Source organism: Burkholderia sp. M6-3, assembly GCF_050858985.1.
GTDB lineage: Bacteria > Pseudomonadota > Gammaproteobacteria > Burkholderiales > Burkholderiaceae > Paraburkholderia > Paraburkholderia caledonica.
Window position 1 is genome coordinate 2,299,126 of record NZ_CP110091.1, and the last position, 25,584, is coordinate 2,324,709.

The following is a 25,584-nucleotide window of genomic DNA, read 5'->3' on the forward strand; positions in this document are numbered from 1 at the left end:
TCGTTTGCTTGTCCGCTTGCCTGCTGGCCCGCCTGTTTGCTCTTTGCGCCCGCCTCCTCCGGATGTCTCAGGGGGTTCATGCGGCGCGTGTAGCCGCATCGACGCTTCGAACGCCGCCGGCTTGCGCATAGCGCATCGCCGCGAGCAGCCCCACCGCCACGCTCGGCGCACACGTCGCTATCCAGTCCGCCTGATCGGCCGCGCCTCCCGCCAGCGAGCCGAAATCCATATAGCCACGCGCCTCTTCACGCGCGAGCGCCGCTGCCAGAAAGCGTCCGCAGCCAGCGCCCACGAGCGGTGCGGCGGCAAGCTCGGGATGCGCCGCCGTCACGCGTGTCAGGTTGGCGCCGATCTCGCGCAGCTGCAGTTCGCGCCAACGCTGCGCGAACGCGCGCCATTCGGCGGGGCTCGCTTCATGCGCGTCGCGGCCGATCATCCGCGCGACCCGCCTTCTGCTCGCGAGTTCGTCTTTCGGGCCGTTGTCGGCGCTCGGGTAAAGGTCGTAGTGCGGCGCGAGTTCGCCGGTGAGGCGGTAGACGTCTGCGGTGGTCGCAAACCATTCGTTCATCACGTTGACCGCCGCCCCGCCGAACTCGATGCGCTGCGCGATCCCGCACAACGGCGTGCGCACGACGCCCTGATAGACGAGTTCGCCGGTCGCGAGCCGCCCGGCATCCGTCGATGCACGCGCAACGACTCGCCCGTTCGCAAGCGGAATGATGTCAGTCGTCGTGCTGCCGATGTCGATCAGCAATGCATTCGGTACGCGCGTCGCTATCCAGCGAGCGGTCGCCAGCCAGTTCGCCGACGCGACGCTGCGCCAGCCGGCCGCGCAGGTCTGCGCGGTCAACCAGCCAGACTCGCCCGCATAGAAAGCGACGCGCGGCCCGAGCCGCTGCGCGAGCGCCGCCGCGATCGCCCGCACGCCTTGTGCGCGGTCCTCGAAAAGATCGACCATCTCGCCCGTCATCGTCACGGCGTGCCGCGCCGCGTAGGTTTTCGCGACCGGCCAGCGTTCGAACACGAGGTCGATGGTGCGTTCGAGATGTTCGAGCCCTTGCCATAACGGGCAAGCCCACTGCGCGACCTCGAGCACGACGCCGCTCGCATCGTTCATCGACACCTTGACGTGCGCGCCGCCGACGTCCCAGCCGAACACCGGCGCGGCGCCCACTGCATTCATGCGCGGCGCGTTCATGGCCGAACTCCGCAAAGAGGCCGGGCGTCGTGTGCGCGCGCCGCCGCGGCCGTAGGTCGGCCTTCTGTTGCCGATTTGCCCGATTCGCCCGGCCCGCGCGACTCACCTGGTTGGCCTAGTTCTCCAGTTCCGCCTGTATGACCGGTTTGACTACCTTGAACCCGCACGCCATGCGCCGCCAGCAACGCCGCCGCGAGATTGCCCCCCAGCGCGGCGGAAAGGCCTGCATAAGCCACGGTCAGGCGGGGATTGACTTCGATGACGACCGGCCCACGCGACGGATGCCACACCACGTCGATGCCCGCAAAGCCGCGCAGCCCAGGCATCGCCGTCGCGACGCGTCTCGCAAGCTCGCGCAGCGCCTCGCCCTGCTCGCCCGCCATGTCGATCTGATTGACCACCACGCCGTCGAATTCGACGATGCGCGCATGTTGCCCATGCGCCTTGCCTTCGCTCAAGCCGATCTGCTGCCGGTTGATGCTGACCAGTTCGACGCGCTCGCCATCGCAGATCAGAGAAAGACTGAGCGGCTCGCCGTCGACCCACTCCTGCAACACCGGGTTGCGCCCTTGCGCCGCGCGTGCGTCGAATTCGGCGCAAGCCTGCGCGAAATCGTCGAACAGGAATGTGTCGAGTCCCCCCGCGCCGTCGTCGGGTTTGACAACCCATTTGTCGCCTGTGTGGGCCACCGCCTGGCCGGGTTCGATGGCCGGCGTGGTTGCGATGCCGTGCGCCGCCAGACAGGTCGCCGTCGCGCTCTTGCTCGACGCGACGCGAATTGCCTCTTTCGCACAGCCGAGCCAGCGCGCCGCGCCGACCGCGTCGTACAGATGCAGCAGCAAGCCGTCGCATTCGGGCGCGATGATGCATGCGTAGTCGTGCTCCCGGGCCACGCGCGCGACGAAGGCCGTCATCGATTCACCGGGCGCGGCCATACAATGAGCCAACGCGGGATCGACGGTCTCAAAGCGCGAACTCGCAAAGCTGACGTGAACGCCGTCGAGTTCGCGCAGGTCCGCGACCAGCGCGTCGCGCATCACGCGGCCTTCTACGATCAGCGCGCTCAGGTCGGCGAGGCTGCCCGCGCCGGCAAGCGCAGGGTCGATGCCGCCGCCGGTGAGATACTCGAAGACAAAGATCTTGGTCAAAGGATGCGCCCCTATGCAGGTGATACCGGTTCTCGATCTGCTCGACGGCCACGTCGTTCGTGCGGTGCGCGGCGAACGGACTGCCTATCTGCCGATACGCTCGTCGCTGACGGCCACCAGCGAGCCGCTTGCCGTCGCCCGCGCGCTGCTTGCTGCGAGCGGCGCGCGCACGCTCTATATCGCCGACCTTGGCGCCATCCTCCAACGGGGCGCTCACATTCAAACGCTCACTGCTCTGCGTGCCGCGCTACCGGGCATCGACATCTGGCTCGATGCTGGCTACGCCGACTACGCGTCGATGCTCGCGCTCTTCGACCGTATCGACACAGGCAGCCGGCCCGCGACGCACGATCTGGCGACGCTCGTGCCAGTGTTCGGCACCGAATCGCTGCAAGACCCGCAAGCCCTGCGCGCCGCCGAGACCGCAGGGCTATCGCCGCTACTCTCACTCGACCATCGCGCCGGTCAACTGCTGACAGCCGCAACACCTTCCGACATCTCGACACTCACGCCCGCGTCGTGGCCCCGCAGAGTCATCGCGATGACACTCGATCAGGTTGGCAGCTACGATGGCCCCGATCTCGCCACTTTCGAGCGCGTTCGCGCCACTGCTCCAGCCCATACAGACGTGATCGGCGCAGGCGGGATTCGTCATCGTGACGACATCGCGGCGGCGGCTCGCACCGGCGCAAGCGCGTGGCTCGTGGCCTCTGCGCTGCACGACGGCCGCGTCGGCATGCCGCTCGCCGCGTCCACGTAGGCGAGCAAAACAAGTTCCATGCCAATCGGCGAACCGGGTGTGGCGGTAAACAAACGGCAAGCTTTGTCGAGCTTTAATGAGCCGCGCGTGACACTCTGCTCCAGAACGACACACAACCTGTGCGCTGCGTCAGACTTGCGCGGCGTGTGGTGACAAGGTCGCGCGCCCTCGGCCCTTGGTCGTACCTCGCCGAGGCTCCGCGAGTCACCTGGCAAGCGCTTGCGTAGGCCGCCGGAGCGCTGCGTGCCGCCGCTCACGCTGTGCACTCCAACGCATCGGCATGGAGCTTGCTAAATCTTGCTCCATGCACCCCTCGCCCACTGACCCGTCGACGACCATGCCTTCAGGCGCGGCCCACGTGCCCGCCGCGTCGATCACACGCGACTGGACCTGCCCGTTCTGTCCGCTGCTATGCGACGACCTCGCGATCGAATCGCGTGACGACGCAACGCTCGCCGTGCAGAACACCGACTGCCCGCGCCTATTGCAAGCGCTCGCGTGCTACGGCCCCGCAGATGAGCACTGCCGTGCGAGCGTTGACGGACACGACGTGGAACTGGACGCAGCGCTGACTCATGCGGCGCGGATTCTGTCGTCGGCCCGGCGTCCGCTGTTCGGCGGATTGACGACCGATGTGGCAGGCGCGCGTGCGTTGTACACGCTTGCTGCAGGCTGCGGCGCGATCCTCGATCATCAGCATGGCGATGCGATGAGCGCGGCCACGCTCGCCCTGCAGGACCGCGGTTCGTTTTTCACGACGCTTTCCGAAGTGCGCTCCCGCGCGGATCTGCTGATATTTTTCGGCTGTCAGTCGTCGCGCCGCTATCCGCGCTTCTTCGCCCGCACGATTGCAGGAACCGACACAGCGCGCGAACTGGTGTTCGTCGGCTGCGAGCCCGATCCGGCGGCAAGCCGCCTTGCAAACACGCGAGTCGAGTCGATCCTGACGGACGCCGATCCGTTCGATACGCTCGCGCTGTGGTCCACCATCAGCGACGCGCGTGCGCCAAACGCCTTCCCTGAAGACATGGCAGACGCCCAGGACTCGAAGCAGTCGCTCGATGTGTTGCAGGCGCTTCAGGCTCGCATCGCGGCGGCGCGCTACACCGTGTTCGTTTATGAGCCCGCTTCGTTGCCCGCCCCGCATGCGGCACTGTTGATCGAAGCGCTGAACCGGATCGTCAAGGCGTCGAATCTGAAGTCGCGCGCGGGCGGCCTCGCGCTCGGCGGCGATGACGGCGCGCTGAGCGTCAACCAGACCGTCACGTGGCTCTCGGGGCTGCCGCTTCGCACGCGGGTCTCGACGCCGGCACGCACCGCCGGCACCGCACCGCTCGATCACGACCCGTATCGCTATCGCACCGAACGGCTGCTCGCCGATGGCGAAATCGACGCGCTGCTGTGGGTCGCCAGTTTCGCGCCGCCCGCATGGCCGGAAGCATTGCCTCAAGACCTGCCGATCATTGTGCTCGGCCACCCCGCTCTCGCGCAGACCGCGGCGGCGCGTGGCGAGGGCACCGTGTTCATTCCGGTCGCCACGCCTGGCGTCGATAGCGGCGGGCATCTGTTCCGGGTCGACAGTTCGGTGGTGATGCCGCTCGCCGCAGCGCGCGGCGCGCCACTTGCCACGGTCGCGACCGTGGCGGCGCAGCTTGCCGCGCGGATGCCCAGCGGGTTCCCGGCGCCTGGTCCCGCACCTTCCGTCGCGCCGCCCGCCGCGCAGGTGCGGCCATGACGCTGATCCGGCTCAAGGGCGGCACGGTTTTCGATCCAGCCAACGGCGTCGACGGCGAGCGCCGCGACCTGGCCATTCGCGACGGCCGCATCGTCGATGTGCCTGCCAACGTCCCGGCCGACAGCGAATACGACGCCACCGGCATGATCGTGATGGCGGGCGGCATCGACATGCATTCGCATATTGGCGGCGGCAAGACGAATCTGTCGCGCCTTCTGCTGCCCGAGGATCATCGCGACGACCCCGTGCGCGACGCAGCCTACGAGTCTGTGCAGGACGCGAACGGCCGCTATTTGAGGCTGCCTTCGTGCGGCGTCTGCGCGCCCGGCACGCTGGCAACCGGCTACCGCTACGCGGAAATGGGCTACACCGCAGCGTTCGAGCCGGCGATGATGCCGTCCAACGCGCGGCACACGCATCTGGAAATGGGCGACACGCCGATCATCGATCACGGCGCCTACGTGATGCTTGGCAACGACGAACTGTTCCTGCAGATGCTCGCCGCGCGCGACGACTTCGAGCGGCTGCGCGACTACGTCGGCTGGACGATCCATTCCAGCAAGGCGCTTGGCGTCAAGGTCGTGAACCCCGGCGGCATTTCCGCGTTCAAGTTCAACCAGCGCGCGTTGAATGTCGACGAACCGCACGTGCATTACGGCATCACGCCGCGCGACGTGCTGCACACATTGACGCGCGCGCTGACCGAGTTGCGCGTGCCGCATCCGCTGCATGTGCATGCGAGCAATCTCGGCGTGCCCGGCAACATCGATTCGACCATCGCGACGATGGACGCCGCCGACGGTCTCCCCGTGCACCTCACTCATATCCAGTTCCACAGCTATGGCGTGGAAGGACCGCTGAAATTCTCGTCGGGCGCGCGCCAGATCGCGGAGGCCGTGAACGCGCGGCCGAACGTGTCGATCGACGTCGGCCAGATTATCTTCGGCCAGACCGTGACGGCCTCCGGCGACACGATGATGCAGTTCCGCAACGCGCCGCTCGCCCGGCCGCACAAGTGGGTCGTGGGCGACATCGAATGCGATGCGGGGTGCGGCGTGGTGCCGTTCCGCTATCGCGAGCAGAGCTACGTGAATGCATTGCAGTGGATCATCGGGCTGGAGATTTTTCTTCTCGTGGACGATCCGTGGCGCGTCGCCATGACCACTGATCATCCCAACGGCGGCCCCTTCACGAGCTATCCGCATCTGATCCGTCTTTTGATGGACAAATCGTTTCGCGACGAACAACTGGCGAAGCTCCATGCCGACGCGCAAGTGGCGAGTGCTTTAACGCAACTGACACGCGAGTTCTCGCTGTACGAGATCGCAATCATCACGCGCGCGGGACCGGCGCGCCTGCTCGGCTTGCGCGACCGCGGCCATCTCGGCGTGGGCGCGGCGGCGGACATTGCCGTCTATCGCGACGATCCCGATCGTGAACGGATGTTCACGTCGCCCGCTTACGTGTTCAAGGACGGCGAGCTGGTGGCGCGCGACGGCACGCTCGTCGCGACGCCGACGGGCGGCATCCACTTCGTGTCGCCGGAATTCGACCGGGGCATCGAGAAGCGGATACGCGCCTACAGCGAAAAAAATCTCGCGAGCAACTTCGCGCATGCAGCGATCAGCGACGACGAAATCTGCAACTGCTGCCGCGGCGGCAAGCTGCTGCCGGTCGAATGCTTTGCGCACGGTTGACATGGCTGACCTGAACGGCGACCCGCACACGATGAGCGACACGGCGACCCTGCAAATCAACGGCACCACGATCGACGCCACCTTTGCGGAAGCGTTTCCGATGAAGGCGACGCGGCTCGTCATCACCGCGCATACGCCGGCGTGGGCAATGAACGCGGCGCGCTCGCTGACGGGTTTTGCGACGTCGGTGATCGGCTGCGGCTGCGAGGCCGGCATCGAACGCACGCTCGAAGGCGACGAAACACCAGATGGACGGCCGGGCGCCGCGGTGCTGCTGTTCGCCGTGTCGTCGAAGGAACTGGCCAAGCAGATCGAACGGCGTGTCGGACAATGCGTGCTCACTTGCCCGACCACTGCCGTCTATCGCGGCATCGACCCGGAAACGAGCCGAGCGCCGCTCTCCGATCTCGCACCGCTCGGCAAGAATCTGCGTTTTTTCGGCGACGGCTGGCAGATCTCGAAGATGCTCGGCGACACGCGCTACTGGCGAGTGCCGGTGATGGACGGCGAATTCGTCTGCGAGGAAACCGCGCCCACCGTGAAGGCCGTGGGCGGCGGCAATCTGATTTTTCTTGCACGCGATATCGACGCGGCGCTGGCCGCTGCTGAAGCGGCCGTCGCCGCGATGCGCATGTTGCCGAACGTGATCATGCCGTTTCCAGGCGGCGTCGTGCGTTCGGGTTCGAAGGTCGGCTCGAAGTACCAAGGCGCCACCGCGTCCACGAACGACGCGTTCTGTCCGACGCTCGCGGGCCTGTCGGCGCGCAGCGAACTGAGCGCGGAAGTGGGCTGCGTACTCGAAATCGTGATCGACGGGCTGACCGAAGCGGACGTCGGCGCGGCGATGACGGCGGGCATCGTCGCGGCCGCCGGACTGGGACGCGCGGCAGGCCTGCTGCGCGTGTCGGCGGGCAATTACGGCGGCAAGCTCGGTCCCTACCACTTCCATCTTCACCAACTGGCGGCCGGTCTCGGCGGGAGCGGCGCATGAGTGTCGTGACTACGTTGCGCGTCAGGACGGCGCCGGGTTTTCGCGTCGACGCCTCGGCGTTGCTGCCGGCGTCGCTCGCGGCGCTCTCGATCGCGGACGTCGAGCGCATCGTGCTGCCCGCAGGCAACGACAGTTGCGCCGTCGGCGATGTATTCGACGTCTCGCGCAGCGGCGATGCGCCGGCGTCGGACGAAGCGGACCAGGGCGGCGCCGACTGCGCCCTGATGATCGAAGACGCCGTACCGTGGCTCGACCGCATCGGCGCGCGAATGACGCAAGGCCACCTCATCGTCGGCGGTTCGGTAGGCGATCAATGTGGCTTGCAGATGGCCGGCGGCGTGTTGCGGATCGACGGTGACGCCGGCCATTTCACCGCCTGCGAAATGCGTGGCGGACGGCTCACGGTTGCGGGCAATTGCGGCGATTTCGCGGCGGGCGCGCTCGCCGGCGACATGGAAGGCATGACGGGCGGCACGCTGACGATTCACGGTAACACGGGCGCGCGGCTCGCCGACCGCATGCGTCGCGGGCTCGTGCTGGTCGGCGGCAACGCGGGCGATTTCGCGGCGTCGCGGCTCGTCGCGGGCACTATCGGCATCGCCGGTCAACTGGGCACACACTATGCGTATGGGATGAGGCGCGGAACCCTGCTGCTCGCACAGCGTCCGACCGGTGTGCCGCCCACCTTCACCGACGGCGGCCGTGGGTTCGACGTATTCTGGTCTCTGCTCGTGCGCAGTCTCGCCAGCGAGATTGCGCCTTTCTCACAGTGGCGCGCGGCCTGTCTGCCGCGCCGCTATGCAGGCGACGTCGCCGTCGATGGACGCGGCGAGATCCTCGTGGTGGGCTAACCAAAGGAGGCAGACATGACGACCGCGCATTCTTCTTCCGCGCCCTCACTCGCCAGCGCGGCACCGCGCTACGCCGGCTCGATGATCGCACTGCATTGGCTGATCGCCTTCGGCATCATCGGCCTGCTCGCGCTCGGGCTGTATATGGTCGGACTGCCGAAGGGCCTGCCCGTCAAGGCGACGCTTCTGAACTTTCACAAGTCCATCGGACTCACAGTTTTCCTGCTGGTGCTTCTACGCATCGTGGCGCGTGTGGCCTTTCATCGGCCGCCCCTGCCGCCGATGCGACCGTGGCAACGCGCCGCCGCGCGCACTACGCAGGGCCTTTTATACGTGGCAATGGTGGCAATGCCCATGTCGGGCTATCTGGGCTCGTCGTTCAACCGCTATGGAACACGCTTGTGGGGCATCCCGCTGCCCAGGTGGGGCTGGGACGACGCGGGGCTGCGCGAACTGTTCTTCGGCATTCACCAAGTGACCGCCTATGTGCTGATCGCGCTGATCGTGTTGCATGTGGCGGGCGCGCTCAAGCATCAATGGATCGACCGTGACAATCTGCTCGCGAGGATGTTGCCATGAGGCGCACCCGCTCAGCCACGGAAATGCACACACGTATGCGCCCGCAAGCGGCGTCGACTGTGCACGCGCTGCGCACCCGCGACGCTCAGCGCGTGTCGTTCACGGTGGCCGGAGCCGCCGACGGCGTGCCCGTCGTCGTACTGCACGGCGGTCCCGGCAGCGGTAGCCAGCCCGACGCGACGCGGCTCTTCGACTTGACGCGCTTCAAAGTCGTGCTGATCGATCAGCGCGGCACCGGTCGCTCGACGCCTCGCGGCGGCGTGCGCCACAACCGCACGGATCTGCTGATCGAAGACATTGAGGCGGTGCGTGTACGGCTCGGCATAGAACGGTGGGGCGTGCTCGGCGGCTCGTGGGGCGCGGCTCTCGCGCTCGCGTATGCGGGGCGGCATCCGCAATCGGTGACGGGCGTGGTGCTGCGCGGCCTCTTCCTCACATCGGCGCGCGAGATTCGCGGTCTCTTCGTCACGTCGCGCAAACGCGCGCCGCATGCATGGGCGAAGCTGTGTGCCGCCGCACGTTGCACGCAGTCTGCCGGATTGCTCGCGCGCTGCGCCGCGCGCTTGCGGCGCGGCGGCGCGAGTGACGCGCAGCAGCGAGCGCTCGCGCTCGCGTGGCGCGGCTATGAAAATGCGGTGCTTGCCAGTGCGAGCACGCGACGCAAGCTCGTGTCAGCCAGAAGCTCACATGAGGAGAGCCACAAGCTGGTCGACAAATATCGCATTCAGGCTCATTACCTGACGCATCGTTGCTGGCTTGGAGAGACACGACTGCTGTCGCTTGCGCGCGTCGCCGCCGCAGCCGGTGTGCCGATCACCGCCGTGCACGGCTCACGCGATCCCGTGTGTCCGCCGGACAATCTGCGCCGGCTCGCGCGGGCCGTGCCCGCCGCATACATTGAGCGCGTGCGTGCGGGCCACCTGGCAAGCGATCCCGCGTTGCGCGAACGCGTGGCTGATGCGCTCGCGGCCATGTTTCTTCCATCTACTTACGAGGGGCGCACGGTGCGCCGCGCGGCATGAAAATCAAGGTACTGGGCTCGTCGGCGGGCGGCGGCTTTCCGCAGTGGAACTGCAACTGCCGCAATTGCGACGGCGTGCGGCGCGGCACGCTGAAAGCGACGCGCCGAACTCAATCGTCGATTGCGATCAGCGCGAACGGCGAGGACTGGCTGCTCGTCAATGCGTCGCCCGATCTGCTCGCGCAAATTGCCGCAAACCCCGAACTGCAACCGGCTCGACGCGCGCGCGACAGCGGCATTGCCGCGGCGCTCGTCATCGACGCGCAGATCGATCACGTCACAGGCCTGTTGATGCTACGCGAACGCGACACGCCGCTGCCGCTCTATGCGACCGATGCCGTCTGGCAAGACCTGACGAGCGGCTTTCCGATCGCGCCGATGCTCTCGCACTACTGCGGCGTCGAACATTGCCGCATCGCGCTGGACGGCGCGCCGCTCGCCGTCGACGCGTTACCCGGCGTACAGATCCACGCGTTGCCGCTCTCCAGCAAGGCGCCGCCCTATTCGCCGCATCGCAACGCACCGGAGCGCGGCGACAACATCGGGCTCGTCATCACCAACCGGCAGACAGGCAAGCGCGTGTTCTACGCACCGGGCCTCGGCGCGATCGAAGCACACGTGCTCGATGCGATGCGCGACGCGGATCTTCTGCTCATCGACGGCACACTGTGGACCGCCGACGAAATGATTCGCCTCGGCCTCTCGAAGAAAACCGCGGCGGACATGGGTCATCTGCAGCAATCCGGTCCTGGTGGCATGATCGAAGTACTGGACTCGCTTGGCGAGCAGCAGGTCCGCAAGGTACTGATCCACATCAACAACACGAATCCGATTCTCGTCGAGGACGGCGCCGAGCGCCGTATTCTCATGGAGCACGGCATTGAAGTTGCGTACGACGGCATGACGTTCGAACTATGAAGCGTGCGCAGGAAGCACTGACTGCGCACGAACCGGAGATCGCATGAACGCGAAAGACACCTTGAGCACAGCACCGCGCAACGCGGCGCAGAGCGGCGAAAAGCCCGGCGACGAAGCCTGGACGCGCGAGGAATTCGAAGCGCAGTTACGCGCGAAGGGCACGGCGTATCACATTCACCATCCGTTCAACGTGAAGATGAATAGCGGCGGCTGCTCGCGCGAACAGATTCGCGGCTGGGTCGCGAACCGTTTCTATTACCAGATCAATATTCCGCTGAAAGACGCAGCGGTGCTGTCCAATTGCCCGGATCGCGAGACGCGCCGCCGCTGGGTGCTGCGCATTCTCGATCACGACGGATATGGCGACGAGGAAGGCGGCATAGAAACATGGGCGCGTCTTGGCGACGCGGTCGGCCTGTCGCGCGACGAACTGTGGTCGCTCAAGCATGTGACGCCGGGCGTGCGCTTTGCCGTCGACGCGTACGTGAATTTCGCGCGCCGCGCACCATGGCAGGAATCGGTGTGTTCGTCGCTGACGGAAATGTTCGCACCGCAAGTGCATCGCGACCGGCTCGCAAGCTGGCCCGAACATTACCCGTGGATCGATGCATCCGGCCTCGCATATTTCCGCTCACGCATTACGCTCGCGCAGCGCGACGTGGAGCATGGTCTCCAGGTCACGCTCGATCATTTCACGCGTCGCGAGCAGCAGGAACGTGCGCTCGAGATTTTGCAATTCAAGCTCGACATTCTGTGGACCATGCTGGACTCGATCGAAAAGGCTTTTCCACAATGAACGACATGTCCAACGCGGAACGTCCCGCCCTCAACAAGCTGTTTCGCCTGCAATGGGAACCGGCGCAAGACGCTCACGTGCTGCTCTATCCGGAAGGGATGGTGAAGCTCAACCAGAGCGCAGCAGAAATTCTGAAACGGTGCGACGGCACGCGCGACATGAATGCGCTGATTGCCGATCTCGAGCAGGCGTTCAACGCCACCGGACTCGGTCCCGACGTGCGCGCCTTCGTCGCTGACGCGCATTCACGTGGATGGCTGGAGTAGCGCGATGACCGATCTTTCGCAACCCGTGGCCGACGCGCGGTCTCAAGCCGTGCCGGACGGCGTCGCGCCGCCGCTCTGGCTGCTCGCGGAGTTGACCTACCGCTGCCCGCTGCATTGCGCGTTCTGCTACAACCCGGTCGACTACACCGATCACAGTCGCGAACTCAGCACCGAGCAATGGCTCGGCGTGCTGCGCGACGCGCGCGCGCTCGGCGCCGCGCAACTCGGATTTTCGGGCGGCGAACCGCTGGTGCGCGACGATCTCGAAGTGCTGGTCGAAGAAGCACGCCGGCTCGGGTTCTACACCAATCTGATCACGTCCGGCATCGGTTTAACCGACAAGCGCCTCGGCGATCTGAAGGCAGCCGGTCTCGATCACATTCAGCTGTCGTTTCAGGATTCGACACAGGAACTCAACGACTTTCTGAGCAGCACGCGCACGTTCGATCTCAAACAGCGTGTTGCCGCGTCGATCAAGCGGCACGGCTTTCCGATGGTGCTGAACTGCGTGCTGCATCGCTACAACCTGCCGCACGTCGACAAGATCATCGAGATGGCGCTCGCGATGGGCGCCGAATATCTGGAACTCGCGAACACGCAGTACTACGGCTGGGCGCATCACAATCAGGCTCAACTGATGCCGACACGCGAGCAGCTCGACGAAGCAGAAGTCGTGGTGGAACGTTATCGACGCACGCATGGCGACCGGTGCAAGATTTTCTTCGTCGTGCCCGACTATTTCGAACGACGCCCGAAGCGTTGCATGAACGGCTGGGGCGCGGTCTTCCTTGGCGTGGCGCCAGACGGCGCAGCGCTGCCATGCCACGCCGCGCGCGGTCTGCCCGGACTCGTGCTGCCGAACGTCAAAGAGACGCCGCTGCGTGAGATCTGGTATCACAGCGACGCGTTCAACCGCTTTCGCGGTCTGCAGTGGATGAAGGAACCGTGCCGCAGTTGCGAGGAGAAGGAGCGCGATCTCGGCGGCTGTCGTTGCCAGGCGTATCTGCTCACCGGCGACGCAGCCAATGCCGACCCGGTTTGCGACAAGTCACCGTCGCATGAAAAAGTGGTGAACGTCACGCGTCTGGCGGCATCGGCAAGCGCGCCGCGTGAGCAACCGATCCTGTTTCGTAACGACGCAAACTCGCGCAAGCTTCTGGCTGCGCAAGCGGCGGATAAGCCGCATGACGGTGGCCGTCACGAGTAAGTTGCAGGGGACAGTGCTGCAGGGAACCAGAGTAAAGCGCTGAAGTGCGAACTCTGATCGACCGCGTTGCATGGAGGCTGGACATGGCAGGGGCGGACATTTCAGTGTTGCTCGTCGACGATCACGCCGTGGTGCGCGAAGGCTACCGGCGTCTGCTCGAAGTGAATGCCGACGTGCACGTGTGCGGCGAGGCGGCCGACGCCACCCTCGCCTATCAGCGCTTCTGTGCGCTGCGACCCGATGTCGTCGTGATGGACGTGTCGCTGCCGGGAGCAAGCGGTATCGAGGCGATGCGGCGCATGCTCGCGCGCGAGCCTGATGCCCGGGTGCTGATTTTCAGCGTGCATGAAGAAGCGATTTTCGTGCGCCGGGCGCTCGACGCCGGCGCGCTCGGCTATGTGACCAAGGCCAGCGCACCCGATGTGCTCGTGGAAGCGGTTCGCACGATCGCGAGGCGCGTGAGCTATCTGAGCCCTGACGTCTCGCAGGCGCTCGCACTGCGCAACGCCTTCAGCGAAGGCCCGCCTGGGCGGCAGTTATCCGCGCGTGAATTCGAAGTGCTGCGCCTGCTCGTACAGGGTTACACGCTGCCGAGCATCGCCGAAAAACTCGGTCTTAGCCAGAAGACGGTGGCCAATCATCAGTCGGTGATCCGGCAGAAGTTCGGTGCCGACAACGGCGTTCAACTTGCGCAAATGGCAAGCCGCCTCGGTCTTCAGTTCACCGGTTCGGCAAGCCCCGCCTGAGCGGGCACGCGCGCGCAAAACAGAAAGCCGCCTTGGGGCCTGCTCGCCACATGAAATTCGCCGCCAAGCGCCTCGACGCGCTCGCGCATGCCGATCAGGCCCAGCCCGTCGCGCGGTGCATCCAGGTCGACGCCGGGTCCGTCGTCGGCCATGGTCACGACGATTTCGTCAATCGGTTCGTTCACCTTCGCAGTGTCTTCTGACATGTGCGCTTCGCGCGGCGCGCGCACCATGAACACCTCCACGCGCGAGTTGCGCGCAAACTTCGACACGTTCGTCAGCCCTTCCTGCACGAGCCGGTAAAGCGTGATCGTCAACGCGTCACTGAGCGCCGAGTAATCGCCTTCTATTGTCAGCGAGAACGACGCATCTGGCAGCCGCTCGCGCCAGCCGTCGATGCAATGTTCAAGTGCACTCGGCAAGCCGAATTCGTCAAGACCGATAGGCCGCAGCCGCCGGATCATGCCGCCGATCTGCCGGTACACATGGCTCGCGCTCTGCATCAGACCGAGCGATATCCGATGAACCTCCGGTTCGCGCGCCGCTGAAAGATCGCGGATGCGCGCCGCGTCGAGTGAAATTGCGTTCAGGTATTGGCCGAGTTCATCGTGCAATTCCCGCGCGAGATGGCGGCGCTCGATCTCCTGCGCCTGCAAAGCCTGATTGCCGAGACGCCGGTTGTCGGCCAGCAGACGTTCGGCCTGTTCTTCCAGCGCGCGGCGATAGGCAAGCTCGCGGCGCGTCTCGCGATAGCGCCGCCAGGCGAACCAGGCGAGGCCCAAAGAGAGCACGCACAGCGTTCCCGGCAATTCGTCGAGCTGGAAGCGCTCCAGACCTCGCGTCCAGCGATACGCCTGCTCGCTGACATCGAACACCGAACTCAGCACCGCAGCCAGCGTAGTCAGTGCGAGCACACATGCGAGATCGCGCCGAACCGTCGAATGCGATGGCTCGCGGCGGGCGGACGAAGGTTTGGAGGAGTCGCTCGACATCACGTTTGCATTCTACTCAGGCCGGTCGGACACGAACTGTGGTTGCGACGAGTTAGGGAACGCTTCCTCGCGATTTCGGGAAAAGCTCCCGAGCTTCCGCGCGATGGCGCATGCGAAGCTTTGCACACCTTGAAAGAAAGCGCTACGCATGCCGCAACGCGGCTGCGCCATAAAGAAAGCGTCGCCCAGCAGGAGACAGAATAATGAATATCGCATCACGCGTGCGCCGTCCCAATACCGTGCTCAAACTGCGGCGACGCGCCGGCCTGACGCTGGGATTCGGCAGCGCGCTCGCAAGCATTTCGGTCGGCGCGTGGGCTGATGGCCAACCGGCGGCCGAGGTGTCGGCAGCGGCATCGGCGGAAGTTGTCGACGCGGGTGCGGACGGCCAGACGACCACGCTCGCACCGGTCGTGGTGGTCGGCACCACGCCGCTTCTCGGCATCGGCACACCGCTCGCTCAGGTCCCGGCCAATGTGCAAACGGTCCACGCGCAAGACATCGCGCAACAGCACCGCAGCACGCTCACCGATTACTTCGCGAAGAATCTGCCGAGCGTCGATATCGCCGATGCGCAGGGCAACCCGTATCAGATGAACGTCAACTATCGCGGCTTCACCGCGTCGCCATTGCTCGGCACACCGCAAGGCATTTCGGTGTTCGTCGACGGCGTGCGCGTGAACGAGCCGTTCGGCGACGTGGTGAACTGGGACGTGCTTCCGCAGCAAGCCATCGACACGATTCAACTGATTCCGGGTTCCAATCCGACCTATGGCCTGAACACACTCGGCGGCGCGCTTGCTATCACCACGAAGAACGGCAAAACGAGTCCCGGCGGGGAGGCCGAAGTGGCGCTCGGCTCGTGGGGCCGCAAGAGCGCGCAGATCGAGCAAGGCGGCACGATCGGACAGAACCTCGACTACTACGTGACCGGCAACGTGGCCAACGACAACGGCTGGGCCGAACAGAATGCAAGCCGCGTGTGCCAGATCTTCGGCAAGCTGCGTTATACCGATGCGGAAACCACGCTGTCCCTGTCGGCGGGCGGCGCGGACAACGATCTGCACGGCACGCAGACCATTCCGCGTTCGTTTCTTGGCAACCCGAAGCAGCCGTACACCTATCCCGACCAGAACCTGAACACGGCGGGCTACCTGACGCTCTCGGGCGAACACTACTTCAGCGACAACGTGGAACTGAGCGGCAATGCGTACTACCGGCATTTCCGCAACAGCAACCTGAGCAGCAACACCAATCCGAACTTCGGCTCCATCGGGGACGACGGCGACGTCGACACCACGCAGGCGACCAATGAAAAATCAGTGGTCTCGACCGAGAGTTACGGAGCAAGCCTGCAACTCACGTTGCTCGGCAAACTCGGCGGCATGGAGAATCAGTTCGTGGCCGGCGTGTCGGCCGACATTGCAAATTCGCGCTACACGGAATCGTCGCAAGACGCGGTGTTCACCGACTCGCGCGCGACGCTCGGCATCGGCGATTTCACGCAGCAGACCGCGGCGAAAACGCATAACGGCAACTACGGCATCTACCTGCAAGACACGTTGTCGCTGACGAAGCAATGGGCGCTGACGCTTGCGGGCCGCTACAACTGGGCGGATGCCACCATCGGCGACTCAAGCGGCCTTCAGCCCCAGTTGAACGGACACCATACGTTTTCCCGCTTCAATCCGGCAGTCGGCATCAACTGGAATCCGACCACGACGTTCACTGCCTATGCCACCTACAACGAAGGCATGCGCTCGCCCACCGCGATCGAACTCGCCTGCGCGGACCCCGCCGCGCCCTGCTCGCTGCCGAACGACTTCGTGTCAGACCCGGCGCTGCAACCGGTGATTTCGAAGACCTTCGAGTTCGGCGCGCGCGGACGGCTCGGACAGGGCGACGACATGGAGCGCGGCCGTGTATAGAACGACGCTCGATAACGACATAGAGTTCATCAGCAGCAACGGCGCCGCGAGCAATCGTGGCTTCTTTCAGAACGTCGGCCGCACGCGCCGGCAAGGCTTCGAGTTATCCGGGCGCAGCCAGGTGGGTCCACTCGCCGTAACGGCGAGCTACAGCTATATCGACGCAACCTATCGGTCGGCCTGGACCGAGAGCAGCCCGAGCAATTCGAGCGCGGACGCGAATGGCAACATTGATGTGAAGCCGGGCGACCATCTGCCCGGAATTCCGGCGAACACGGTCAAGCTGCAACTCGACTACGCAGCCACCGCAAAGTGGAAGGTTGGCGCGAACCTCACGTGGCGAGGCGGCATCTATGCACAGGGCGACGAAAACAACCAGGACGTCAACGGCAAGATCGCCGGCTATCTGCTGATCGATCTGGATACGTCGTACCAGGTGACCAAACAGTTGCAGGTCTTCGCGAACATCACGAACCTGCTCGACAAGCGGTATGCGAGCTTCGGCACGTTAGGAGAAAACTTCTTCAACGGCCCCAACCATACGTTCGACGGCGCGAACCCGAGCAACGAGCAGTTCGTCGGGCCAGGCGCGCCGCGCGGGTTCTGGGTCGGCCTGCGCTATGCGTGGAAATGACATGATGCAACACGATGCATACGCGAGGCGATGACACATGATGGACCTGTCATCGCCCCGCGAATGAGCGGCAGTCAGCGCGATTCGATCGAGCCGTCGCTATGCGGATAGGTAACGATTCCCCATGCGAGCGGCAACTGGCCGATCTGCGTAATCGGCTGATAGCTGCGCGCATCGAGCACATAGACCGCGTCCGAGCGCCCGCAGGCCACCAGTAGTTTCGCGCCGTCCGGCGTAAAGCTGAAATGCCAGCAGCGTTGTCCCACCGGAACGTCGGCGAGATGCTCGTAGCTGTGGCCGTCGAACACCTGGACCGTCTTGTCGCGCGCCGCGGCGACGAAGAGCCTCTTGCCCTCCGGACCGTATGCCACGCCGTATGGACCCAGCTTGGTATGCACGGTCCGGACGACCTTGAACGTGTGCGCGTCGATAACGACCAGCTTGCTCAACGACTCGAGCGTAACCACGTATTCCTTGCCGTCCGGCGACAGGCGGATGCCGCGCGGACGCCCGCCCGCCGCGAGCTTCACGGTTCTGAGCGGTGCGCCGGTGCGCGCGTGATAGACGGAAACCGTGTCGTCGCCTTCGTTCGTGACGAGCATGCTTTTGCCGTCGCGCGAAAACTCGATGCCCTCGGTTTCGTGACCGCTCGTTACCGAACGCATTACGCGCCAGGTTTTCATATCGACGATCGCGATCTCGGCGGGCGGCTTGTTGGCATCGTCATCGTCGTCGGCATGCGGTTTCTTGCCTGACTCGTTAGCCGGCTTGCCGGGCTGCGCATTCGCGGCGGGCGGCCCGCCGTCTTCGCCCGGCTCGTACGTCACATACGCATAGCCGTTGTGCACGCGCACAAACTCCGGATTCTTGCCGATTCTCACGCGCTGCACGACTTCCCCGGAAGCCGTATCGATGACAGCAAGGTCGCCGGTATTCTTGTTGGCCACCAGGAGGCGCGATCCGTCCGCATTCAGGCTCAGCCCGCGCGGACCGGCTTCGCCGACAGGAAACGTCTTCGCCAGCGTCATCTTGTCGAGGTCGATCACACCGACGCCCGCCTTCTCGCTCGTCACATAAGCCGTTGGCGTCGCGGCTAGCGCCGGGGCCGCCGCGAACGTGGCAAAGACAGCCGCGGCAGCCGCAGCTAAAACGATGGGACGTCCCCCTGTTGTTATACGAACGCGTGTCTCCAGCATATTTTTTACTCCGTTGTGAAAGCGCTGTGCCGCGCAAGCCCGGCATTCAAGCAAAGTAGTTCATTAAAGGAACGTTTGGCAACGCAGAGGGGCAGGAAATTTTCCCGAATTGACTTAGCAACTGCAGTAGCCGTTCTAAAACGCCGCTCCGCAGCGGAGAATGAATAAGCAGACATCGACGATGCAGCGCACGTCGCCTGCTTGTAGTCCGCTAGTCGCCTGGGTCTAACCTTCCATGCGAAGCGACTTGAAGGAAACGGTATGCAGCACTATGGTGTCGCGAATGTCTGGCAGAGCGGCGATCTCGTCACACGCGCGATCCTCGGCACACTTTTCATCATGTCCATCGTGTCGTGGACGGTCATCGTCGTCAAGTTGTCGCATGTCATGCGCATCAAGCGTGTGACCGGCCGCACCGACGCATTGTTCTGGCAAGCGGACAGCTTCGAACACGGGCTCGAAGACCTGGGTGGCCTCGACAGTTATAGCGGCGACGCATCGGCGGCCGTCCTACGGGCCAATCCGCTTCTGGCGCTTGCTGTGGCCGCCGCGGAGGCCGCGGCTCATCACCGGCAAAACAGGCCGCATCTGCAAGACCGCATCGGCGTGTCGGACTGGATTGCGCGCCGCCTGCAGGGCACCATCGACGACATCATCGCCCATATGCAAAGCGGTCTCGCGGTGCTGGCGTCGATCGGCAGCACCGCGCCGTTCGTCGGCCTCTTCGGCACCGTGTGGGGCATTTACCATGCGTTGATCGTGATCGGCGAAACGGGACAGGCATCGATCGATCATGTTGCCGGACCTGTCGGAGAGTCGCTCATCATGACTGCGTTCGGTCTCTTTGTCGCAATACCCGCGGTGCTCGGGTACAACGGCCTCACGCGCGCGAACAAGTCGATCGTCACCCGGCTCAAGCGCTTCGCGCATGGACTGCACGCGTACTTCGTCACCGGCCTGCAACTGCCGCGCGCGTGACGCGATCGCGCGCAAGCCTGTACTTACGCGGCACACGTGCAGCGTTAAAAGCCGTTAAAGGATCGGTTATCGCGGCCCAAAGAAACTCTGAGTTCAAATTGCCGTGCCGCTCCGCTATCGTGACTGCACACCGGCGACATGCATGACGCCGCTCTGCAAATATGAAGAGGACTGGCTCATGCAAGCCTTGATCTTCGATGTGGACGGCACGCTTGCCGATACCGAAAGCGCGCACCTGCACGCGTTCAATGCGGCATTCGCGGAAGTCGGTCTCGACTGGCACTGGGACGAAGCGCTCTACTCGCGGCTTCTCGCGGTAGCGGGCGGCAAAGAGCGCCTGCTGCATTACTGGCGCATTGCCGACCCGCAGCAAGCCGAGGGCTCGGGCGTGAGCCGCGTCATCGACACGGTGCACGCGATCAAGACCCGTCATTACGCGGCCCGCGTGCACAACGGCGGGTTGCCACTGCGGCCGGGCATTGCGCGGCTGATCGACGAAGCCGCCGAGGCCTCCGTTCCCGTGGCAATCGCGACGACCACCACGCCGGCGAATCTCGATGCGCTTCTGCAAGGCCCCTTCGGTCCCGATTGGCGCAGCCGTTTCGCTGCGATCTGCGACGCGAGCACCACGCAGAAAAAGAAGCCTGCGCCCGATGTCTACCTCGACGTGCTTCGGCAACTTGGCCTGCCAGGCGCGGCTTGCATCGCGTTCGAAGACTCCGCCAACGGTCTGCGGGCCGCGCGCGCGGCGCTGATACCGACTGTCGTAACACCGACCACGTACACGTCGCAGGATTCTTTCGACGGCGCGTTAGCCGTGCTGCCTCATCTCGGCGATCCTCATGCGCCGATTCCATCTGGAACAACCGGCGAGCGGCCCGCATGGGTGGACCTCGACACGTTGCGCCACTGGCACAGCAAGGCGTTGAACGAGGCCGCTGTCGTATGAGCAAGCAACCGGTTTTAGCGCCGCAAACGCGAACACGTGCCGTGCTGATCGACCTCGACGGCACGATGGTCCACACCGCGCCGGATATCGTCGAAGCGGCGAGCCGCATGCTCGCCGACTTCGGTCGGGCGCCGTTGCCGTTCGACACGGTCAGCAGCTTTATCGGCAAAGGTGTTCCGAACCTCGTTCGACGCACCCTCGAAGCGGCGGCGCTGGACCGGCAAGTCGATGTGAGCGAAGGACTCGCGACGTTTTATCGGCACTATGAACAGACCAATGGCAAGCATGGCCATGTGTTTGCGCACGTCGCCGCGGGTCTCGGCGAGCTTCGACGGCTCGGCTACCGGCTTGGATGCGTCACCAACAAACCGGAGGCGCTCGCAGCGCCGTTGCTACTGACGACAGGCCTTGCGGATCATCTCGACCTGCTGGTCGCGGGCGATTCGATCGAGCGCATGAAGCCCGATCCCAAACCGCTATGGCACGCTTGCCGATTACTGGGCGTAGATGCGGATTGCAGCGTGATGGTCGGCGATTCGCCGGTCGACGTGAGCGCCGCACAAGCGGCCGGTATGCCGGTGTTCATCGTGAGCTACGGGTATGGCGGACCGGATGGCCCCGAGGCGCTGCAATGCGAGGCGCTGATCGATTCGTTTGTGCAACTGCCTGCTTTACTTCGTCCGCACTAGAACCTGCGACGGATACCGATAAGCGCCCACGCTTGCGAATCAGTACCGTTTCCGATCCCACTTCGCGTGCCTGACTGGTATCCATCATCTTTGCCATGGTCCTTCGCGGCGCGCGTGTCCGCTCCGCTGGCCGATTTCACCGCGAATGCTGGCTCTCCCACATACTGGCGGCTTACAGCTTGTCATGCTGACAACTCAGGCGCGCGCGCGAAAGGAGGTCGCCATGTCGGTTTATGTAGATGAAGGGTTCCGGCCCTGTGTTACGGAGTGCGCAACGGTCGCGTTCAGAGTGTGCTGCGACGACCGGGCGCAGATTTTCGAAGTGAGCGCGGATGCGTTGATCACCTTTTGCGGCGCAGCAAGCGCGCGAAAAAAGGACTTACTGCTGGCATTCGAAGGCGCGCAAAACGAGATTCTCACGGTGGCCGCGCAAAAGTGGACCTTCACGCCGAGTGAGCCCGTGCGACTCGGTGTCGACGAATTCCGTATGATCATGCATTAGCATGATCACACGTTCGTATGACCACGCATCAGTACGACCATGTATTTCCCAGCAATATAGGTAAGCAAGACTTGCGTCATGACCTGGATCGCCGCCCTGCCGATGTACAACGTCACGCCCTCGCTCGAGACCGAGTGGCGCGGGTGGCTTTCCGACGTGCTGCGCATGGTCAAGCCCGCGTGCCGCATCGTCGAACCCGACGAAGAATTGCACGGCTTCTGGCGCCGGCCCAATCTGTTGATGTCGCAAACCTGCGGCTATCCGTTGATGCACGGTTTGCACGAACAGGTGCAGTTGATCGCCACGCCGCGCTTCGACGCGCCTGGTTGCGAAGGCGCGCATTACTCCAGCGTGCTGGTCACACGCTCGGATGCGCCGTTCGATACGCTCGCGTCGCTGCGGGGCGCACGCGCCGCCTACAACCAGGACGATTCGAATAGCGGCATGAATGCGCTACGCCACGCGGTCGCGCCGCACTCCCATGAGGGTGCGTTCTTCCGCGCTGCGGTGCGCACCGGTTCGCATGTCGGCTCGCTGCGTGCCGTCGTGGAGAACCGGGCAGACGTCGCCGCGATAGATTGTGTGACGTTCGCTTTTGTCTGCGATGAGATGCCGGAACTCGCACGGCGAGTCAGGCGCATAGGCATGACGGCAGCCTCGCCGGGGCTGCCTTTAATCGCATCGGACACGGTGCCCGCCGCAACGGTGGGAGCGCTGCGCGAGGCGCTTAACGAAGCGCTCGCACTGCGGCCCGATCGCGCGAGACGCTTGCGTTTGCAGGGCTTTTCCACGTTGCCGCTCGACGACTATAAACGCATTGCGCAACTAGAAAACGAGGCGCGTGCGGCAGGGTATACGCGCCTCGGCTGAGGTTTTGTTGCGGCTTTCGGGCGGCCGGAAATGATCACGCCTATTGCACGTCCAGCACCAGAAGCTGCGCACCATCGGCCACCTGATCGCCAACCGCATACAGCACTTCAGACACCGTGCCTGCTGCCGGGGCGCCGATCGTGTGCTCCATTTTCATCGCTTCCATCACGATTAGCGGCGTGCCTTTCTCCACGACCGCGCCCGGCTCGACCAGGACCGCGATCACTTTACCGGGCATCGGCGCGGTCAGGCGGCCTTCGCCATGTTCGGCGTCCGCGGCATGTGCGAGCAGGTTCTGCCACTCGAACGCCAGCGCGTGACCGAGACAGAACACATGGAATGTATCGCCGTCGATGAACACACGGCCCGTGGCGCGCGCATCGCCTATCGTCGCGCGGTACTCGTGCAAGCCCGCGCCGCTGGACCATGAGAAACTTTCGCGCACGCCGTCGTGTTCGAGCGTTTGTGTCGCGCCGTCGCGTGCAAAAGCGACTGTGAACGGGCTGCCGGTTTCCCCGCTGTTTTCGATAGCGAGCCAGCCCAGCGTTTGTGTAAAGCCGCTGTTCAGGCGCCAGTGCGATAGCGCGTCCCACGGCGACGCGCCGTGCGCGGTGCCGCCCTCGCGCGTGAGCAGCGCGGCGCACGCGAGCGCGAGCGCTTCCTTGAACGGCTTCTTTACAGGCGCGAACAACGCTTCGTGATGCCGCTCGATCAGGCCCGTATCGAGGTCCCCCGTCGCGAACGGCTCGCTCTCGACAATGCGTTGCAGGAACTCGACATTGGTGTGCGGACCGACCACCTCACAAGCGTGCAGCGCACGGCTCATTCGCGCGAGCGCTTCCTCTCGCGTCGCGCCGTGTACGATCAGCTTCGCGATCATCGGATCGTAGAACGGCGTGATCGTGTCGCCCTCGCGCACGCCGCTGTCGATCCGCACGGGCGCCTTGCGGCTTTCGCCCGCGCCGGCATGGATCATAAATTCCACGCCTTCAGGCATGCGCAAATGCTTGAGCGTGCCGGTCGAAGGCAGGAACCCGCGAGCCGGATGTTCGGCGTAAATGCGCGCCTCGATTGCGTGGCCGTCAGTTTTCAACTGGTCCTGCGTGAGCGGCAGCGGTTGGCCGGCGGCTACACGCAGTTGCCATTCCACCAGGTCCTGACCCGTGATCATTTCCGTCACCGGGTGCTCGACCTGCAAGCGGGTGTTCATCTCCATGAAATAGAAGTCGCCTGTGGCCGTCATGATGAACTCAACGGTACCGGCACCCACGTAGTTCACGGCGCGCGCGGCGGCCACTGCGGCCTCGCCCATTTCGCGCTTGATTTGCGCGGACAATCCCGGCGCGGGCGCTTCTTCCAGCACCTTCTGATGACGCCGCTGCACCGAGCAGTCGCGGTCGAACAGATAAACTGCGCCGCCGTGACGATCCGCGAAGACCTGCACTTCGACGTGACGCGGCCGCGTCAGATACTTTTCAATCAGCACTCGATCATTGCCGAAACTGCTCGCCGCCTCGCGCTTGCACGAAGCGAGCGCCGCGAGAAAGTCTTCGCTGCGCTCGACAACCCGCATGCCCTTGCCGCCACCGCCCGCACTGGCCTTGAGCAGCACCGGATAGCCGATCGCATCTGCTTCTCGATGCAATAGTTCGGGGTTCTGATCATCGCCGTGATAACCGGGAACGAGCGGCACCGCCGCCGCGTGCATCAGCGCCTTAGCCGCGGCTTTTGAGCCCATCGCCGCGATCGCTTCGACCGGCGGTCCAATGAACACGATGCCGGCGGCTTCGCATGCATGGGCAAAGTCTTCGTTCTCCGACAGGAAGCCATAGCCGGGGTGCACGGCCTGTGCGCCGGTCGCGCGCGCCGCCTCGATGATGCGCTTTACGCGCAGATAACTTTCCGCCGCGGTCGCGCCGCCGATATGCACGGCTTCGTCGCAGGCGCTGACGTGCTTTGCATCGGCGTCCGCGTCTGAATAAACGGCCACACTCGCAATGCCGAGCCGCTTGCAGGTCGCCGCGACGCGGCACGCGATTTCGCCCCGGTTTGCAATCAGGATCTTGTTGAACATGAGTTGTCTCGATCTCGGGATATTCTTCTGGTGAAGGCCTGCGGGCGCCTCGGAATGTCAGTGAGCCGCGCTTCAATCACGCCAGGCAGGCGTGCGCTTTTCAAGGAACGACGCGACGCCTTCGCGTCCTTCCGCGCCGGCTCGCGTGCGCGCGATGCGCGCGGCCGTATCTTCAATCAGTGCATCGTTCAACTCGCGGCCCGCCATGTCCTGCACGAGTTGCTTGCAATTGCGCACCGCTTGCGGACCGTTCGCGCACAGCGTCTGCGCGATCTGCTGCACGGTGGCATCCAGTTGCCCGGCGCTGACCGCTTCGCCGACGAACCCAAGGCGCAGCGCCGTCGCGCAGTCGAACTGCTCGGCAGTGATGAAATAGCGGCGCGACGCCTGCTCGCCCAACGCGCGAACCACGTAGGGCGCGATAGTCGCCGGAATGAGCCCTAGCCGCGCCTCCGACAGGCAGAAGCGAGCGCTTTCCACCGCCACCACGATGTCGCACGCCGAGATGAGTCCCATGCCGCCCGCATAGGCGTCGCCATTTACACGAGCAATTACCGGCTTGCTGCAGCGATAGATGGATGACAGCATGTTCGCGAGCAGCATCGCGTCGGCGCGGTTCTCCTCGTCGGAGTAGGCGGCCATCTTTTTCATCCAGTTCAGATCGGCGCCAGCGCAAAAAGCCTTGCCGTTCGCGGCCAGCACGACCGCGCGCACGTCGTCGCGCGTGTCCAATGCCGTGAAGGCCGATGTCAGTTCGGCGATCATTGTTTCGTTGAACGCGTTGCGCACGTCCGGACGATTCAGCGTAACGGTTGCAACGTGCCCGGCGAATTCGACATTCAGTGTTTCATAGTGCATC

Annotated in this window: 23 protein-coding genes and 1 pseudogene; 18 read left to right on the top strand and 6 right to left on the bottom strand. The window is 64.5% G+C overall.

All coding sequences use genetic code 11. From position 1 onward, the window contains the following. Nucleotides 1-76: 76 nt before the first annotated feature. Together OH764_RS27890 and OH764_RS27895 are read right to left on the bottom strand one after the other, a co-directional pair. Nucleotides 77-1,198, bottom strand: a complete 1,122-nt coding sequence (locus OH764_RS27890) for a hydantoinase/oxoprolinase family protein (protein ID WP_498849327.1) — start codon at nt 1,196-1,198, stop codon at nt 77-79. After that, on the bottom strand, nt 1,195-2,346 hold the full coding sequence (locus OH764_RS27895) for an ATP-grasp domain-containing protein (protein WP_498849328.1): 1,152 nt from the start codon (nt 2,344-2,346) through the stop codon (nt 1,195-1,197). Before OH764_RS27895 ends, OH764_RS27890 begins: the two co-directional genes overlap by 4 nt. A 13-nt stretch (nt 2,347-2,359) precedes the next feature. Here OH764_RS27895 and OH764_RS27900 point away from each other — a divergent pair, with 13 nt between their 5' ends. The 12 genes from OH764_RS27900 to OH764_RS27955 all read left to right on the top strand — a co-directional run bounded on the left by OH764_RS27900 (nt 2,360) and on the right by OH764_RS27955 (nt 13,913). Then, nucleotides 2,360-3,106 (top strand): HisA/HisF-related TIM barrel protein, encoded by a 747-nt coding sequence (locus OH764_RS27900; protein WP_498849329.1) that lies wholly within the window; start codon nt 2,360-2,362, stop codon nt 3,104-3,106. A gap of 304 nt (nt 3,107-3,410) precedes the next feature. Continuing rightward, entirely contained in the window at nt 3,411-4,841 is a 1,431-nt protein-coding gene (locus tag OH764_RS27905; protein WP_498849330.1) for a molybdopterin-binding domain-containing protein, read from the top strand. Next, complete coding sequence (locus OH764_RS27910) at nt 4,838-6,538, top strand: formylmethanofuran dehydrogenase subunit A (protein ID WP_498849331.1); 1,701 nt, start codon at nt 4,838-4,840, stop codon at nt 6,536-6,538. The genes OH764_RS27905 and OH764_RS27910 overlap by 4 nt, the downstream gene beginning before the upstream one ends. Before the next feature lie 31 nt (nt 6,539-6,569). Continuing rightward, nucleotides 6,570-7,529 (top strand): formylmethanofuran--tetrahydromethanopterin N-formyltransferase, encoded by a 960-nt coding sequence (fhcD, locus tag OH764_RS27915; RefSeq protein ID WP_498851314.1) that lies wholly within the window; start codon nt 6,570-6,572, stop codon nt 7,527-7,529. Further along, a complete protein-coding gene (locus OH764_RS27920; RefSeq protein ID WP_498849332.1) occupies nt 7,526-8,380 on the top strand; it encodes a formylmethanofuran dehydrogenase subunit C in 855 nt (284 codons plus the stop codon). Before fhcD ends, OH764_RS27920 begins: the two co-directional genes overlap by 4 nt. 15 nt (nt 8,381-8,395) lie before the next feature. Beyond that, nucleotides 8,396-8,959 carry a cytochrome b gene (locus OH764_RS27925; RefSeq protein WP_498849333.1) on the top strand — a complete coding sequence of 188 codons (564 nt, stop codon included), beginning with the start codon at nt 8,396-8,398 and terminating at the stop codon, nt 8,957-8,959. Beyond that, nucleotides 8,956-9,981 (top strand): alpha/beta fold hydrolase, encoded by a 1,026-nt coding sequence (locus OH764_RS27930; protein WP_498849334.1) that lies wholly within the window; start codon nt 8,956-8,958, stop codon nt 9,979-9,981. Before OH764_RS27925 ends, OH764_RS27930 begins: the two co-directional genes overlap by 4 nt. Further along, nucleotides 9,978-10,898, top strand: a complete 921-nt coding sequence (gene pqqB / locus OH764_RS27935; protein WP_498849335.1) for a pyrroloquinoline quinone biosynthesis protein PqqB — start codon at nt 9,978-9,980, stop codon at nt 10,896-10,898. The genes OH764_RS27930 and pqqB overlap by 4 nt, the downstream gene beginning before the upstream one ends. A gap of 43 nt (nt 10,899-10,941) precedes the next feature. Further along, entirely contained in the window at nt 10,942-11,694 is a 753-nt protein-coding gene (gene pqqC / locus OH764_RS27940; protein WP_498849336.1) for a heme oxygenase-like domain-containing protein, read from the top strand. After that, entirely contained in the window at nt 11,691-11,960 is a 270-nt protein-coding gene (pqqD, locus tag OH764_RS27945; RefSeq protein ID WP_498849337.1) for a pyrroloquinoline quinone biosynthesis peptide chaperone PqqD, read from the top strand. Before pqqC ends, pqqD begins: the two co-directional genes overlap by 4 nt. Nucleotides 11,961-11,964: 4 nt before the next feature. Further along, nucleotides 11,965-13,167 (top strand): pyrroloquinoline quinone biosynthesis protein PqqE, encoded by a 1,203-nt coding sequence (gene pqqE / locus OH764_RS27950; protein ID WP_498849338.1) that lies wholly within the window; start codon nt 11,965-11,967, stop codon nt 13,165-13,167. 83 nt (nt 13,168-13,250) lie between these two features. Continuing rightward, on the top strand, nt 13,251-13,913 hold the full coding sequence (locus OH764_RS27955) for a response regulator transcription factor (protein ID WP_498849339.1): 663 nt from the start codon (nt 13,251-13,253) through the stop codon (nt 13,911-13,913). Here OH764_RS27955 and OH764_RS27960 read toward each other — a convergent pair. Next, the gene (locus OH764_RS27960; RefSeq protein ID WP_498849340.1) at nt 13,883-14,905 is read right to left on the bottom strand and encodes a sensor histidine kinase family protein; all 1,023 of its coding nucleotides are present in this window, start codon (nt 14,903-14,905) and stop codon (nt 13,883-13,885) included. The two genes, OH764_RS27955 and OH764_RS27960, sit on opposite strands and share 31 nt — an antisense overlap. 203 nt (nt 14,906-15,108) lie before the next feature. Between OH764_RS27960 and OH764_RS27965 the strand changes: the two are divergent. Then, nucleotides 15,109-17,467: pseudogene (locus OH764_RS27965) on the top strand (TonB-dependent receptor). 74 nt (nt 17,468-17,541) lie between these two features. Here the strand turns inward: OH764_RS27965 and OH764_RS27970 are convergent. Beyond that, nucleotides 17,542-18,663 (bottom strand): beta-propeller fold lactonase family protein, encoded by a 1,122-nt coding sequence (locus OH764_RS27970; RefSeq protein ID WP_498849341.1) that lies wholly within the window; start codon nt 18,661-18,663, stop codon nt 17,542-17,544. A gap of 261 nt (nt 18,664-18,924) precedes the next feature. Between OH764_RS27970 and OH764_RS27975 the strand changes: the two genes are divergently transcribed. From OH764_RS27975 to OH764_RS27995, 5 genes are all read left to right on the top strand, one after another. Beyond that, nucleotides 18,925-19,641 carry a MotA/TolQ/ExbB proton channel family protein gene (locus OH764_RS27975; protein WP_498849342.1) on the top strand — a complete coding sequence of 239 codons (717 nt, stop codon included), beginning with the start codon at nt 18,925-18,927 and terminating at the stop codon, nt 19,639-19,641. Between the two features lie 178 nt (nt 19,642-19,819). Beyond that, nucleotides 19,820-20,590, top strand: coding sequence for an HAD family hydrolase (locus OH764_RS27980; protein ID WP_498849343.1), 771 nt, complete (start codon nt 19,820-19,822; stop codon nt 20,588-20,590). Continuing rightward, nucleotides 20,587-21,279 carry an HAD family hydrolase gene (gph, locus tag OH764_RS27985; protein ID WP_498849344.1) on the top strand — a complete coding sequence of 231 codons (693 nt, stop codon included), beginning with the start codon at nt 20,587-20,589 and terminating at the stop codon, nt 21,277-21,279. The genes OH764_RS27980 and gph overlap by 4 nt, the downstream gene beginning before the upstream one ends. 223 nt (nt 21,280-21,502) lie before the next feature. After that, complete coding sequence (locus OH764_RS27990) at nt 21,503-21,781, top strand: DUF1488 family protein (RefSeq protein ID WP_498849345.1); 279 nt, start codon at nt 21,503-21,505, stop codon at nt 21,779-21,781. A gap of 78 nt (nt 21,782-21,859) precedes the next feature. Beyond that, nucleotides 21,860-22,651, top strand: coding sequence for a phosphate/phosphite/phosphonate ABC transporter substrate-binding protein (locus tag OH764_RS27995; RefSeq protein ID WP_498849346.1), 792 nt, complete (start codon nt 21,860-21,862; stop codon nt 22,649-22,651). 40 nt (nt 22,652-22,691) lie between these two features. Here the strand turns inward: OH764_RS27995 and OH764_RS28000 are convergent, their stop codons facing one another. After that, a complete protein-coding gene (locus OH764_RS28000; RefSeq protein ID WP_498849347.1) occupies nt 22,692-24,725 on the bottom strand; it encodes an acetyl/propionyl/methylcrotonyl-CoA carboxylase subunit alpha in 2,034 nt (677 codons plus the stop codon). 72 nt (nt 24,726-24,797) lie between these two features. Continuing rightward, complete coding sequence (locus tag OH764_RS28005) at nt 24,798-25,583, bottom strand: enoyl-CoA hydratase/isomerase family protein (RefSeq protein WP_114200231.1); 786 nt, start codon at nt 25,581-25,583, stop codon at nt 24,798-24,800. Between the last annotated feature and the right edge of the window lies 1 nt (nt 25,584).